This is a genomic window from Wenyingzhuangia gracilariae (assembly GCF_056387575.1).
In genome coordinates, this window is sequence record NZ_CM150748.1 from 237914 (window position 1) to 251624 (window position 13711).

A 13711-nucleotide genomic window follows, 5' to 3' on the forward strand; every position below is an offset into this window, starting at 1 on the left:
AGTACTCAATACTAAGCGAAAGTAATGAGCGAAATAAAACAAACAAAATACATGAAATTATCTGGATTAGAACCTTTAGTTCTAGGTTCAGATATGAATTTCATCAATGTAGGAGAACGTACCAATGTAGCAGGTTCACGTAAGTTTCTTAGACTTATTAAAGAAGAAAAGTTTGATGAAGCTTTAGCCATTGCACTCCACCAAGTAGAAGGAGGTGCTCAGATTATCGACATCAACATGGATGATGGTCTGATTGATGGTAAAGAATCTATGGTTAAGTTTTTAAACTTAATTATGGCAGAACCAGATATTGCTCGTGTACCCATTATGATTGACTCTTCTAAATGGGATATCATAGAAGCAGGTTTGCAAGTGGTACAAGGTAAATGTGTGGTCAACTCTATCTCTTTAAAAGAAGGAGAAGAGGTTTTTAAAGAACACGTTAGAAAACTAAAAATGTACGGTGCTGCTGTTATTGTAATGGCTTTTGATGAGGTTGGACAAGCAGATAATTACCAACGTAGAATTGAAATTGCTGAGCGTTCATATCGTATTATGGTTGATGAATGTGGTTTTCCATCCGAAGATATTATTTTCGATTTAAATATATTTCCTGTAGCAACAGGAATGGAAGAACATCGTAGAAATGCCATTGATTTTATTGACGCTACACATTGGGTACGTACCAATTTAACCAACGCAAGTGTAAGTGGAGGAGTGAGTAATGTATCGTTTTCGTTTAGAGGAAATAATCCTGTACGTGAAGCTATGCATTCCGTTTTCTTGTATCATGCCATTAAAAAAGGGATGAATATGGGAATTGTGAATCCGGCCATGTTAGAGGTGTATGATGACATTCCTAAAGATTTATTAGAACATGTAGAAGATGTAATTTTAGATAGACGTGATGATGCTACAGAACGTTTGTTAGATTTTGCGGAAAGTTTTAAAGGAGAAAAGAAAACAGAAGCACAAATCTTAGCGTGGAGAGAATTGCCTTTACAGGAAAGAATTACACACGGACTGGTAAAAGGAATAGATCAATATATTGTAGAAGATGTAGAAGAAGCACGTTTACAAGTAGCCAAACCCTTAGAAGTAATAGAAGGTCATTTAATGATTGGAATGGGAGTGGTTGGAGATTTGTTTGGTGAAGGAAAAATGTTTTTGCCACAGGTAGTAAAATCTGCTCGTGTGATGAAAAGAGCCGTAGCTCACTTAATGCCATTTATAGAAGCTACCAAAGATGCCGATAGTCCGCCACAAGGAAAAGTATTGCTAGCCACCGTAAAAGGAGATGTGCACGATATTGGGAAAAACATTGTAGGTGTTGTATTGGCTTGTAACAATTATGCTATTGTAGATTTGGGAGTGATGGTACCCCCAGAAAAAATATTGCAAGCAGCTATTGATGAAAAGGTAGATGTTATTGGATTAAGTGGATTGATTACTCCTTCTTTGGATGAAATGGTTCACATAGCTAAAGAAATGAAACGCTTAAATTTTACCATTCCATTGTTAATTGGTGGAGCAACAACATCCAAAGCACATACAGCCGTTAAAATTGCACCAGAATATGATGGAGGAGTGGTACACGTGTTAGATGCTTCTAGATCGGTTCCGGTAACAAGTACTTTAATTGGAGAGGATAAAAAAATAGCTCAAGCTTTTAAAGATAAAACCTATGCAGAATACGATAAAGTTCGTGATGGATTTTTAAACAGAGCACGTAAAAAAGTATACCTGCCTTTAGAAGATGCAAGAGCCAATAAATATCAGTTAGAGTTTACTCAAGAAACCGTATATACACCGAATCATTTAGGAGTAAAAGTAATTGATAACATGCCGTTAGAAGAATTGTTACCCTATATAGATTGGACACCATTCTTTCAGTCATGGGAATTGCATGGAAAATATCCTGCTATTTTAAATGATGAAATTGTAGGAAAACAAGCCACAGATTTATTTGCGGATGCTCAAGAAATGCTAGATAAAATCATTAAAGAAAAATGGTTTGTAGCCAAAGCAGTTTATGGATTGTTTCCAGCAAATTCGGTAAATAGCGATGATATAGAAATATATGATACTAAAGATACTTCTAAGGTGTTACAAACCATGTTAACATTACGTCAGCAATCTAAAAAAGCCAAAGGGAAACCAAATTTAGCGTTGGCAGATTACATTGCCCCTAAAGAATCTGGATTACAAGATTATATAGGAGGATTTTGTGTAACTGCAGGTTTTGGAGTAGAAGAAAAAGCAGAAGAATACAAGCAAAACTTAGATGATTACAACTCTATTATGGTAAAAGCATTGGCAGATAGATTTGCCGAAGCTTTTGCAGAATATTTACATGATAAAGTTCGTAAACAAGACTGGGGATATGCTAAAAGTGAAGATTTATCTAACGAAGAATTGATAAAAGAATCTTATCAAGGTATTCGTCCTGCACCAGGATATCCATCTTGTCCAGATCATACAGAGAAAACACAATTATGGAAGTTGTTAAGCGTTAAAGAACATATTGGAGTAGAATTAACAGATAGTTTGGCAATGTTCCCAACAGCATCCGTTTCTGGGTACTATTTTGCACACAAAGATGCTCGTTATTTTGGTTTAGGAAAAATAACCAAAGAACAAGTACACAATTTTGCAAACCGAAGAGGATTGACCAATGCAGAAGCAGAACGTTGGTTAAGTCCTAATATGGCAGAGCAGTAGAAATTTTGTAAGTATCAAATAGATTGATAGACATATAAGCAAAAGCAATTATAGAAAACTTTGATTAGTTGAATAATTGTATATTTTTGTTACAACAAAGTAATTGAATTAAAACATTTAAAAAATAAAATTATGGCATTAGAAATAACAGATGCAACGTTTGAAGAAGTAGTATTAAAATCAGATAAGCCTGTATTGGTAGACTTTTGGGCTGCATGGTGTGGACCATGTAGAATGGTAGCTCCTATTATTGATGAATTGACAGAAGAATATGATGGAAAAGCAGTCATTGGTAAAGTTGATGTTGATGCAAACCAAGAATTTGCGGCTAAATATGGAGTACGTAACATTCCTACTGTATTAGTTTTTAAAGGAGGAGAAGTAGTAGATAAGCAAGTAGGAGTAGCTCCTAAAGCAACCTATGCTGCTAAAATTGATGCTGCTATTTAAGCTTGTTGATAACACAGATATAAAAAAAGATTACCAATGGTAATCTTTTTTTATGCGTAAAATTCTGAAAATTAATAAGCTATGTTTTTAGAGCTGAAAAAAAATAAAAAAAGCCTATAAACCCTTTGCACAACTGTGATTTAGTTGTATATTTGCAACCGCTAACAGCAACGGTCTGGTAGTTCAGCTGGTTAGAATACCTGCCTGTCACGCAGGGGGTCGCGGGTTCGAGTCCCGTCCAGACCGCAAGAGAAAATTTAATCTCTTCCAAAACCTTATAAACGCTATGTTTATAAGGTTTTTTTGTGCGTGAATATTTCATATAAAATCAAAGTATTTTATATATTTGGTTCACAAATCGGTTCACAGTTTTAAATTGTGATTTTTGTGAACCAGTTTAAATGATTTAATAGTTGATTTGACTTTTGTCCATTGTTTAACCACAAAATGACGATACTATGAAATCATTAAACACTTATGCTATCCTATTTTGGATATACACCAATCGTGCAAAAAATGGATATACAAATGTTTTTGCAAGAATTACTATCAATTCACAAAGAGCCAATATTAGTCTAAAAAAGAAGGTAGAAGTTTCTAAATGGGATTCTTCCAGAGGAAGAATCAAAGGAAATTCTGTAGAAGCAAGACAAATCAATCAATTCTTAGATAAAGAGCAAGCTAAAATATCCAAAGCTTATCAGGAGCTAGAATATGAAGAGAAATTAATTACAGCACAATTAGTTAAAGCAAGGTATTTAGGTACCGACCAAAAACATAAAACTTTACAAGCTTTAGTGACCTATCACAATAAATTAGTAGAGAAAAAAAATCATAAGAACACTTTACGTAGTTACAATACTTCTCAAAAGTATCTTTTTTCATACATAAATGAACTACTAAAAACTACCGATTTATATCTTAAGGAATTGGACTATCAATTTTTGTTAGGTTATGAATCCTACTTACGCAATTATGAACCTACCAATGGACAACATGCCATTCAGAACAATACAGTTATGAAGCACATTCAAAGGCTTCGTAAAATGGTTAAAATAGCTGTTGAAATGGAATGGATAAACAAAGATCCATTTATTTAAGTTCTCTCCTACTATTGAAAAAAAGCAAAGAGAATATTTATCAGAAACTGAATTAGAGAAAATTCAAAACTATCATCCAAACATTCCAAGGTTACAATTAGTTAAAAAACTATTTTTATTCAGTTGTTATACTGGATTATCATACATCGATATCAGAAATTTATCTCCAGATAATATTGTAAAAGGTATTGATGGAAACAATTGGATTATCACCAAAAGACAGAAAACAGGAACTTCTGTAAAAGTTCCTTTACTAGAATCTGCTGAAAACATCATAAATTCATCTTACGAAAACTTACGTGTTTTAAATTCAAAAAAATTACTACCCACTATCTCCAATCAGAAACTAAATAGTTACTTAAAAGAAATAGCAGATTGCTGTGGAATTACTAAGAATTTAACCTTTCACATGGCACGCCATACCTTTGCTACTACAGTAACATTGTCCAATGGAATTCCTATAGAAATGGTTTCTAAAATGTTAGGACATACTAAGCTTACTACTACTCAAATCTATGCTAAAATCATCGACAAAAAAGTAAGTGATGACATGCAACTACTTAAAAATAAATACAATAGAAAAACTCAAAAGCATAGGGAAATATCATAATCAAATTGAGTGTTTTGATATCAAAACACTCAATTTTAACTGTGTTTTTACTCAGTTTTGTTTTAAAACTCATCATCTCATCATTAAATTAAAAGTTGCTTAAAAATTTAATTGCAATGAAAAAAATAAAAACAATGATGAAAAATTATGAGAATTCTATTAAAAAAATTGAAGCAAAAAAACTTAATAAGCGTGAAGAACTGAAACTAAAAATTAAGGTTTCAAAAACACATTTACATCAAATTAGAGTTTACGTTAGGACTTTATCATTTAAAAATACACAAGAAGAAATAACCTTTTTTAAAAACATCAAGCCTGGTATTTGTGGAGAAATTAAATTTTTAAAATTACAAATGGCTTACAAAACCGAAAAGCCATTTGTTTCCATAGAAAAACAAAAGAAATACATTCACAAAGAGCTTAGGAGGTTAGAATCTAAAAAGAAGAAAAACCTCAATTTTTATAGATATATCAAACAAGGTCAGACTACTTTGGATGATAAGTACTTTATTAGAGGCAATGAACAATTAGTTTTGTTTTCACAAACAGATTATCCAGATATAGATCCCGAATTTGCAACCTCTTATGATTTATTAGCATGTGAGGTGGTTACATATGATTTACTAACAGAGTTTTACAAGCAAGAGCTTCACTGTTTATATAATATTGAAAATGGTTGCTATAATGTTTTAAGTGAAAAAGAAAGTACTATTCATAACTCCCTTTCTTGGACAGCATCCAAAACGGATTTAATAGAGCTTATATATTCACTTAAATGTTCTGGGGCTGTTAATAATGGGGAAGTCAACATCAAAGAAATCATAGAAATATTCGAAAAGTTGTTTGGTATTGAGTTAGGTAACTACTACAAAACTTTTGGAGAGATTCAGAATAGAAACAAAGACCAAACCAAATTCTTAAACAAATTATCTTTAAATCTTGTTCGTAAAATTGAATTAGAAGATGCATAAAAAATCGGTAGTTTTTGGAACTACCGAAAATAGTATTTTTACAAAAATTATTTAAATAAATTCTAAGTAACAAAACCTCAACCCCTATAGACGTTGAGGTTTTGTTTTTTAATGTTTTTTTTTCGGTAGTACCGAATAGGTACCGAATAAATTCCATCAAAGCGTTGCAATTTTGAAAAACGAAAGTCAAATCAAACTATTAGTTAATCTTTAAAATTGTAAAATATGCCAACAACAATTATTACCACAGATGATTTAAGAGAATTTAAAATTGAATTATTAGAAGATTTTAAAAAACTCTTAGAATCAAATTCATCCACAAAAACCAAAAAGTATTTAAAGTCTAATGAGATTATGGAGTTACTTCAAGTGAGTCCAGGAACCTTACAAACACTTCGAATCAATGGTACTTTACCTTACACCAAAATTGGTGGAATTATTTATTACGATGCTGAAGAAATTCAGAAAGTAATGGATGAGAACAAAGTAAAACATTGAGTTTATGGCTGAGATTAATTACATATCACATCTCAGTAATTTCTTTGTAAAAATACAAACCGACTCAAAAATGAATCCTACACATGTAAGCATGTATATGGCTTTGTTCTATCACTGGAATAAAGCCAGATTCTCATCGGAATTTTTTATCAATAGAAATGAAATTATGTTAATGTCTAGAATAGGTTCCAAAGGGACCTATCATAAATGTTTACATGATTTATCAGAATGGAAATACATCATTTACAAACCTTCTCATAACCCTCATATTGGAAGTAAAATTTACATGTTCAATTTTGGGACAAGTAGTGAACAAGTAGTGAACCGATACCGTACCAAAAGTGGGACAACTACCGTATCAAAAGTGGGACAAGTATCGGGGCCTTATATAAACAATAATAAACATAGTAAACATTATAAACAGGAAAATCATAATTCTGATTATTTAAAAGTTGAAAATGACAAAGATTACAACCAACCACTTTGATGGTCATCGAGCGGAGTCGAGATGAAAAAAATAGTTCCGGCTAATTTCAAAAATATAAACTCTATGCACCCACACATCATACACGAAAAAGAAACCCTATTCGAATTAGGAACTATTGAAAATAATATCATCCACTACGATTTTGACAAAATTGTAGCCTATCTCAATTACAAAGGCAGATTAACCTTTGGAAAAAACTTTAAAATCTACGAAGATGACATGTTTTTACTCTACAAGCTTTGCTTGTATTTTATCAGAGATTACAAGAATTGTGAAAAATACGGACTAGATCCCCACAAAGGAATTTTACTTTCTGGTCCCGTAGGTTGTGGAAAAACAAGTTGGATGAAATTATTAAAACACATCACACCTTCAACAAATAGTTTTCAAGTCATACCAAGTAGATTTTTAACGTTCCAGTTCAACAGTAAAGGTTTTGAGGTAATAGAAAAATACGGTTCTAGCTTTTCATTTTGTTTTGATGATTTAGGAGTAGAGCCTGATGGTAAACACTTTGGGCAAGATTGTAATGTGATGGGAGAAATTTTACTCTCCAGATACGATTTATTCATTCAAAACAAAAAACTAACCTTTGCTACCACTAATCTCAATGCAGAAGAAATAGGCGAACGTTACGGTTCTAGAGTTCGTTCTAGAATGCGACAGCTTTTTAATTTAGTAGCTTTTGATAAGAATTGTAAGGATAAACGATTGTAAGTCGATGTTTTACAGCTTTGTTAAAACCTATTATATATTTTATTAACTTGTAGAAACTTTTAAAATTAAATATTATGGGAATTAAACCAGGACCAAAAAGGATAGCAAAAACAACAGGAAAACCAGACAAACGTCAACGAGATAATAAGGAAACTCCTGGAAATACTCCTTCATTAAAACCACATAAGCATAAAAAAGGAGATTAATTAACTAAGAGTTTATTACATGTTGTCTTAAATTGGGTATATTCTTTTTGAGGAAACTTTTTACCAGTCCATTCTTCATAATCACTTTTATCAATAGAATTCTGTTGTTTCAAGATGTCTGTTACATTGTAGACTAAAGGAATCCATGTTGTTTGTCCACACATAATGATTTTGTAATTATACTCATCATTTTCAACAAAATTGCAACCTGGTTCTTCATTTATCGAACTTAATATAAAGTCTATTGGGGTAATACGATATTTTCTTAGTTCATAACGGATGTTATTCACATCTTTTTTTTGAAACACTAAAAAATAAGTATCTGGTTCAGCATCAAAATAAAGAAAGCTTTTTTGGTGCCTCTCAATTTCAAATAACATATTTATAAAATCGCTAATACAAAAAGAATAATTACTAAAAGTATATTGTTGATGTATAAACCCATCAATAAAACTAAAATGCATCCAGGCATTAATAGTTTGTTTTAAGGTTATTTTTAACATAGATGATTGATTTAGTTATAGATTATAATGGCATTAAAAAATACTTAAAAACATTAACAACCCAACCAAGAGTACTATACAATGGACAAATCCTTTAATAACCCATCCTCCAAAATTTAGAACATGAGACTTGTTATTCTTTTGTGTAAAAGCGAGGCCTGTTATCAGTATAGCGAAGATTCACATATGTTAAAGCTTTAATGTTATGGCAAATAACAATATGAACTGTGTTATGTAGCTGCATTGATAATCAAACAATTTACTATCATTTTCCATTAAATTACATCAAATACCACCTTGTATGCACATCAACAACACACAATAATATTAATTTTACTCAAAAAGTAATAAAATGTGTGATTTAACAAACGAGTTTAAACTTTGTACTTGTGATTTTGAACTTTCAAAAGCAAAATACACTTGGAAAATATTTAGAAAGAATTCTACAGTTGTTCAAGTAATTGTTGGCGAATATTACATACCGTATCTAGACTGGGACAATAGTACGTTACCTGAAAGAGTTGAATTCTACCTCAACAAAGCTCAAGATGAAAATAAGTTGTTTGACAAAAAGATAGATTTATATGACAATGATAGATTAGTGTTTTATAAAGAAAGCAAAATAAAGCTTCAGTTTAATTATGAGATGTATAGATGGTGGCTAAATAATTCTAAAAAAGAGCCTAAATATGCCATAATAAATCAAGGAAATATAAAAATAGCATCTGAAAAAATACGACAATGAAAAAGAGAATTCTAGTCGATTTTGAATGTGATATTATTGAAGATTTCGAAAAAAAGAAGAGCTTTTTTTAAAAAGTATCTAGAAGTGTATCACGTACAAAAATATGTTTGTGAGTCTTGTGGTTTTCCTATTTTTGATGATGAAGGAGCTTATGATATTTGTCGAATCTGTGATTGGGAAGACAACGGTTATAATGATGAACGGGAAGATTGGCCGAACCACAGTGCTGGTGAAAAATTAACTTTAACCGATTATAGAATTCAAAGTGGTGAAGAAGTTCTAAAACAACCTAAGACAGTACAGGATTTTAAAAGAATTATAAAAGCAATTTACCGTTACGATCGTTTTGAAAAATTTTATTACTCGCATGAAATATTCTCTATGGATTCAGATAAAAAAATTGAATTAGATAAAAAAAGGAAACAGCACTTACCAAACTAAAACAAGAACTAAGAATTTTAATTTAATACAATCGGATTTAAACATATACTAAAAGAACTTTTCTTTCTAAAAACATCAATAAAATTGACTGACTACAAAGAAGATTGCTTTTTACCTTTTACCATGAATCACTAACAATTCATATCGTACTACTTTGTATATTTAACAACTCAAAACAAATAATTGCAAATGTCAGAAGAGCAAAAAAGAATATTAGAAAAACAATTATGGGCCATTGCAAACCTATTAAGAGGTAAAATGGATGCCGATGATTACAGAAATTATATCTTAGGGTTTATATTCTTTAAGTATTTATCAGAAAAACTACACTTATATGCTGATAATATTTTAAAACCTGACAACCTTAAATACGAAACATTAGATGAAAATTCTGAGGAGGGAAAATTATATGTAGAACACGTAAAAAAAGCTTGTATTAAAAATTTAGGGTATTTCTTAAAACCTTCAGAATTGTTTACAAGTATTGCCAACAAAGGAGAAAACTTAAATAATTTAGAAACCAATGAAAATGATGAAGCAGTAAACTATTTCATCATAGAAGATTTAGAGCGTATTTTAAACAATATTGAACAAAGTACCATGGGTACAGATTCTGAGGATGATTTTGTACGTTTGTTCGAAGATTTAGATTTAACTTCTTCTAAATTAGGAAGAACCGTAAAAGCTCAAAACGAAATCATAGCCAAAATATTAAGTCACTTAAACCAAATTGATTTTAAATTAGAAGATACTGAAAGTGATTTATTAGGTGATGCTTACGAATATTTAATTGGTGAGTTTGCTGCAGGTGCTGGTAAAAAAGCAGGGGAATTCTACACGCCTCAACAAGTGTCTACCATTTTAGCTAAAATTGTAACCTCTCGTAAAACACGTATTAGGTCTGTTTATGACCCTACATGTGGTTCGGGTTCTTTATTGTTAAGAGTAAAAAAAGAAGTAGATGATGTCGGTTTTTTCTACGGACAAGAACTAAACCGTACCACATACAACTTAGCGCGTATGAACATGATTTTACATGATGTTCATTTTTCTAAATTCGACCTTAAACAAGAGGACACCTTAGAAGAACCCCAGCACATGGAAATGGACTTAAAAGCAGAGGCTATAGTAGCTAACCCTCCATTTTCTGCAGCATGGTCTGCCAAACCTATTTTTGCTTCGGATGATAGATTTAGCCAATACGGTAAATTAGCTCCAAAAACCAAGGCCGATTTTGCCTTTGTACAACACATGGTACATCATTTAGATGAAAACGGGATTATGGCTTGTGTTTTGCCTCATGGAGTTTTGTTTAGAGGAGCTGCAGAAGGACATATTCGCAAATACTTAATAGAAGATAGAAATTATATTGATGCGGTGATTGGTTTACCTGCCAACATCTTTTTCGGAACCAGTATTCCAACTTGTATTTTAGTGGTAAAAAAATGTAGAGAAGTAAACGAAGATGTTTTGTTTATGGATGCCTCTAAAGAGTTTGAAAAACAAGGAAATCAAAACAAACTACTAAACAAACACATAGCTAAAATTGTTGATACCTATAAAGAGCGTACTGAAATTGAAAAGTTTAGTTATAGAGCTCCATTGTCTGAAATTGCAGAGAACGATTACAATCTTAACATTCCTCGTTATGTAGATACCTTTGAAGAAGAGGAACCAGTAGACATACATGCGGTAATGGCAAATATAAAAGAATTGGAAGCCCAACGAGCAGCATTAGACACAGAAATTGATGGTTATTTTAAAGAACTAGGATTGAATTTTTCAACCCTATAAAAATCCTTAATCCTAATTTATTAAGTAAAATAACAATCAAGATGACAAAAAATAACAAGAGTGTTACTAAAGTTCCTAATAAAAGAAATATCCCTAATTTGAGATTTCCTGGGTTTACAGAGGATTGGAAGGAAACAAAAATTGGAGAAATATTAAAAATAGGTAGCGGTAAAGATTATAAACATTTAGAGAGTGGTACTATACCTGTTTTTGGGACAGGGGGCTATATGACCTGTGTAAATGATTTTCTTTTCAATGGAGAAACAGTATGTATAGGAAGAAAAGGTACTATAAATAAACCTTTTTATTATTATGGTAAGCTCTGGACAGTAGACACTTTGTTTTATACACATTCTTTTAGAGATATTATACCTAAGTTTTTATTTTATGTTTTTGAGCAGGTTAATTGGTTAAAATATAATGAAGCATCAGGAGTGCCGAGTTTATCAAAAAAGACCATAGAACAAATAAAGATTACAATACCAAAAATAGAAGAACAAAAGAAAATTTTTGTTTTACTTTCTGTAATTGACGACCGTATCTCTACCCAAATTGAAATAATTCAATCTTTAGAATCCTTAATGTCGGGGTTGATACATGATGTTTTTTCTCAAGAGCGAAGGTTTAAGGATGACAATGGAAATGAATTTCCGGAATGGAAAAAAAGTAAATTAGGAGATTTAGGTAATATTGTTAATGGATTAACATATAGTCCTGATAATGTAAATGACAATGGTGTTTTAGTGTTACGCTCCTCAAATGTAAAAGAAAGAACCGTCATTTTAAAAGATAAGGTTTTTGTGAATGTTAAAGAGGGAGAGTTTAACCCCGTAGTCTTAAATGATATTTTAATATGCGTAAGAAATGGAAGTAAAAGGTTAATAGGAAAAAATACTATTATTAAAAAAGAATCTGTTGGTCTAGCATTTGGTGCTTTTATGTCTGTCTACAGAAGTGATTATAATCAATTTTTATTTCATTATTTTGATAGTCAACATTACAAGAGAGAGGTACATAAAAACTTAGGTGCTACAATTAATTCAATCAATGGGAGTGATTTAAAAAAATTTAAAGTTCCTTTTCCTAGGGTAGAGGAACAAACCAAAATAGCTAATTTTTTATCTTCAATTAATAAGAAGATTGAAAAAGAGAAACTACTTTTAAAAGAATACGAGCAACAAAAAAAATACCTGCTTCAAAATTTATTTATATAAATAGGTTCTGTAATAAATACTTTTTTTTACTTTTATAATGCTCTAACAATTTGGTTTCTAATGCTATTTTAGCATCAATTGCTGATAGTGTAGCTGCTATTTTTTGCTGTTCTTCTATACAAGGTAATCTAACTAAACACTTTCCTATTTCTCCTAAATTTATTTTTACAGGAAATGCAACGTGAATTATTCTTTTCCATAGTTCTCGCTGAAAAGTAATTCCGTTCATATATTGAGATAAATATTTACTAGAAAACGAAGAGTTATGTTTGATTAAAGCTAAACTGACATAAAACGAAGCAACTACATCCCAATCTATATATTTAGCTTTACCTACATTACCAATACGGGTCATTAATATATCTCCTTTTTCTAACACTACTCTTTTATTCTCTTTTTCAAAAACTTCTTTAGAGATAAATTTTGTTTTTTCAAATTGATTAGCTGTAACATGTTCTACACTATAAAAAGGTATACCTTCTGAAACATAATTAGGTGTTTGATGTGTACCATCATAATATTCTGCTACTTCTCCTAGTTTTTTTTCTTCCCATTTAGAAAATGTATTATTACTATTATCTTTAAAAACTAATTCTTGAGAAAATAATTTTTGCATGGCACCTTTTTTTAACAATTCATAATCCTTTATTATTTCAATTTGAGTAATAATTCTAGAATCTACGAGACTTAATAAATCAACTATTTTATTTTGTTCTTCTTTACATGGTAAGTGAAGATTTATTTTTGAAATTCTTCCTACGTTTATACTTAAAACTTTTGAGCCTTGAGATTCTTTTTGTATTTGTTTTCTAACAAAATTAGATTTGAATAAATAACCATTAAATCCTAGACTAAAAATATTTTGTTTTGGTCTTGCTAATAAAGTATGTAATCCTGCTAATAACTTTTCATTATTAATGTTTAAAATCTCAATACTCTTACCTACATCATTTAAATCTTCAGAGGCATCCGCAAACACTAAATCTCCTTCTTTACAGTAATTTCCTTCAGAAATTCTATCGATATTTATTTCTTCATTAATAAACGGAACAGGTTCTTTAGTGATATCAAATAAGGTATGAAATTTAGTATGTATATCTCCGTAGTGAATGTTTTTTATAGTTCCTTTTTGGTAATTTAAATTATCACGAGAAAAAGAATTTGTGACTTTAAATTCCATTAAATCACCCATTTTATTTACTTTCCAATCTCCTTCAAAATTTGGAAATCTCAAATTAGGAACCTCGATTGATT

At 30.8% G+C, this 13711-nt stretch carries 15 protein-coding genes and 1 tRNA gene; 14 read left to right on the top strand and 2 right to left on the bottom strand.

Annotated elements, in window-relative coordinates:
• The first annotated feature begins 24 nt into the window (after nucleotides 1–24).
• From metH to ACY2IJ_RS00925, 10 genes are all read left to right on the top strand, one after another.
• Nucleotides 25–2721 carry a methionine synthase gene (gene metH / locus ACY2IJ_RS00880; RefSeq protein WP_476725277.1) on the top strand — a complete coding sequence of 899 codons (2697 nt, stop codon included), beginning with the start codon at nucleotides 25–27 and terminating at the stop codon, nucleotides 2719–2721.
• Nucleotides 2722–2853: 132 nt separating this feature from the next.
• Nucleotides 2854–3171 (top strand): thioredoxin, encoded by a 318-nt coding sequence (gene trxA, locus ACY2IJ_RS00885; RefSeq protein WP_167898554.1) that lies wholly within the window; start codon nucleotides 2854–2856, stop codon nucleotides 3169–3171.
• A 172-nt stretch (nucleotides 3172–3343) separates the two neighbouring features.
• A tRNA-Asp gene (locus ACY2IJ_RS00890) sits at nucleotides 3344–3417 on the top strand.
• A 212-nt stretch (nucleotides 3418–3629) separates the two neighbouring features.
• Nucleotides 3630–4271: a phage integrase SAM-like domain and Arm DNA-binding domain-containing protein gene (locus ACY2IJ_RS00895; RefSeq protein ID WP_476725278.1), complete on the top strand. Its 642-nt coding sequence runs from the start codon at nucleotides 3630–3632 to the stop codon at nucleotides 4269–4271.
• Nucleotides 4272–4353: 82 nt separating this feature from the next.
• Nucleotides 4354–4881, top strand: coding sequence for a site-specific integrase (locus tag ACY2IJ_RS00900; RefSeq protein WP_476726527.1), 528 nt, complete (start codon nucleotides 4354–4356; stop codon nucleotides 4879–4881).
• A 116-nt stretch (nucleotides 4882–4997) separates the two neighbouring features.
• The gene (locus tag ACY2IJ_RS00905; protein ID WP_476725279.1) at nucleotides 4998–5852 is read left to right on the top strand and encodes an RteC domain-containing protein; all 855 of its coding nucleotides are present in this window, start codon (nucleotides 4998–5000) and stop codon (nucleotides 5850–5852) included.
• Between the two features lie 225 nt (nucleotides 5853–6077).
• Nucleotides 6078–6350: a helix-turn-helix domain-containing protein gene (locus tag ACY2IJ_RS00910; protein WP_476725280.1), complete on the top strand. Its 273-nt coding sequence runs from the start codon at nucleotides 6078–6080 to the stop codon at nucleotides 6348–6350.
• Nucleotides 6351–6354: 4 nt separating this feature from the next.
• Nucleotides 6355–6837, top strand: a complete 483-nt coding sequence (locus tag ACY2IJ_RS00915; protein ID WP_476725281.1) for a hypothetical protein — start codon at nucleotides 6355–6357, stop codon at nucleotides 6835–6837.
• Between the two features lie 63 nt (nucleotides 6838–6900).
• The gene (locus tag ACY2IJ_RS00920) at nucleotides 6901–7554 is read left to right on the top strand and encodes a P-loop NTPase family protein (protein ID WP_476725282.1); all 654 of its coding nucleotides are present in this window, start codon (nucleotides 6901–6903) and stop codon (nucleotides 7552–7554) included.
• Nucleotides 7555–7628: 74 nt separating this feature from the next.
• Nucleotides 7629–7760 (top strand): hypothetical protein, encoded by a 132-nt coding sequence (locus ACY2IJ_RS00925; protein WP_022199157.1) that lies wholly within the window; start codon nucleotides 7629–7631, stop codon nucleotides 7758–7760.
• Here ACY2IJ_RS00925 and ACY2IJ_RS00930 read toward each other — a convergent pair.
• On the bottom strand, nucleotides 7757–8263 hold the full coding sequence (locus tag ACY2IJ_RS00930) for a hypothetical protein (RefSeq protein WP_476725283.1): 507 nt from the start codon (nucleotides 8261–8263) through the stop codon (nucleotides 7757–7759). The two genes, ACY2IJ_RS00925 and ACY2IJ_RS00930, sit on opposite strands and share 4 nt — an antisense overlap.
• Before the next feature lie 352 nt (nucleotides 8264–8615).
• On the opposite strand from ACY2IJ_RS00930, the gene ACY2IJ_RS00935 reads away from it, so the two are divergent.
• From ACY2IJ_RS00935 to ACY2IJ_RS00950, 4 genes are all read left to right on the top strand, one after another.
• Complete coding sequence (locus ACY2IJ_RS00935) at nucleotides 8616–9008, top strand: hypothetical protein (RefSeq protein ID WP_476725284.1); 393 nt, start codon at nucleotides 8616–8618, stop codon at nucleotides 9006–9008.
• A gap of 84 nt (nucleotides 9009–9092) precedes the next feature.
• On the top strand, nucleotides 9093–9449 hold the full coding sequence (locus tag ACY2IJ_RS00940; RefSeq protein WP_476725285.1) for a CPCC family cysteine-rich protein: 357 nt from the start codon (nucleotides 9093–9095) through the stop codon (nucleotides 9447–9449).
• 189 nt (nucleotides 9450–9638) lie between these two features.
• Nucleotides 9639–11243 (top strand): type I restriction-modification system subunit M, encoded by a 1605-nt coding sequence (locus tag ACY2IJ_RS00945; protein WP_476725286.1) that lies wholly within the window; start codon nucleotides 9639–9641, stop codon nucleotides 11241–11243.
• Nucleotides 11244–11284: 41 nt separating this feature from the next.
• Complete coding sequence (locus tag ACY2IJ_RS00950) at nucleotides 11285–12457, top strand: restriction endonuclease subunit S (RefSeq protein ID WP_476725287.1); 1173 nt, start codon at nucleotides 11285–11287, stop codon at nucleotides 12455–12457.
• Here the strand turns inward: ACY2IJ_RS00950 and ACY2IJ_RS00955 are convergent.
• Complete coding sequence (locus tag ACY2IJ_RS00955; protein ID WP_476725288.1) at nucleotides 12450–13691, bottom strand: restriction endonuclease subunit S; 1242 nt, start codon at nucleotides 13689–13691, stop codon at nucleotides 12450–12452. The two genes, ACY2IJ_RS00950 and ACY2IJ_RS00955, sit on opposite strands and share 8 nt — an antisense overlap.
• Nucleotides 13692–13711: the final 20 nt, after the last annotated feature.

Bases quoted from the DNA above. Each gene is read 5' to 3' on its own strand.
- ACY2IJ_RS00935 (WP_476725284.1), top strand. From the start codon at position 8,616: ATGTGTGATTTAACAAACGAGTTTAAACTTTGTACTTGTGATTTTGAA.
- ACY2IJ_RS00930 (WP_476725283.1), bottom strand. From the start codon at position 8,263: ATGTTAAAAATAACCTTAAAACAAACTATTAATGCCTGGATGCATTTT.
- ACY2IJ_RS00950 (WP_476725287.1), top strand. From the start codon at position 11,285: ATGACAAAAAATAACAAGAGTGTTACTAAAGTTCCTAATAAAAGAAAT.
- ACY2IJ_RS00910 (WP_476725280.1), top strand. From the start codon at position 6,078: ATGCCAACAACAATTATTACCACAGATGATTTAAGAGAATTTAAAATT.
- ACY2IJ_RS00915 (WP_476725281.1), top strand. From the start codon at position 6,355: ATGGCTGAGATTAATTACATATCACATCTCAGTAATTTCTTTGTAAAA.
- trxA (WP_167898554.1), top strand. From the start codon at position 2,854: ATGGCATTAGAAATAACAGATGCAACGTTTGAAGAAGTAGTATTAAAA.
- ACY2IJ_RS00920 (WP_476725282.1), top strand. From the start codon at position 6,901: ATGCACCCACACATCATACACGAAAAAGAAACCCTATTCGAATTAGGA.
- metH (WP_476725277.1), top strand. From the start codon at position 25: ATGAGCGAAATAAAACAAACAAAATACATGAAATTATCTGGATTAGAA.
- ACY2IJ_RS00905 (WP_476725279.1), top strand. From the start codon at position 4,998: ATGAAAAAAATAAAAACAATGATGAAAAATTATGAGAATTCTATTAAA.
- ACY2IJ_RS00945 (WP_476725286.1), top strand. From the start codon at position 9,639: ATGTCAGAAGAGCAAAAAAGAATATTAGAAAAACAATTATGGGCCATT.
- ACY2IJ_RS00925 (WP_022199157.1), top strand. From the start codon at position 7,629: ATGGGAATTAAACCAGGACCAAAAAGGATAGCAAAAACAACAGGAAAA.
- ACY2IJ_RS00895 (WP_476725278.1), top strand. From the start codon at position 3,630: ATGAAATCATTAAACACTTATGCTATCCTATTTTGGATATACACCAAT.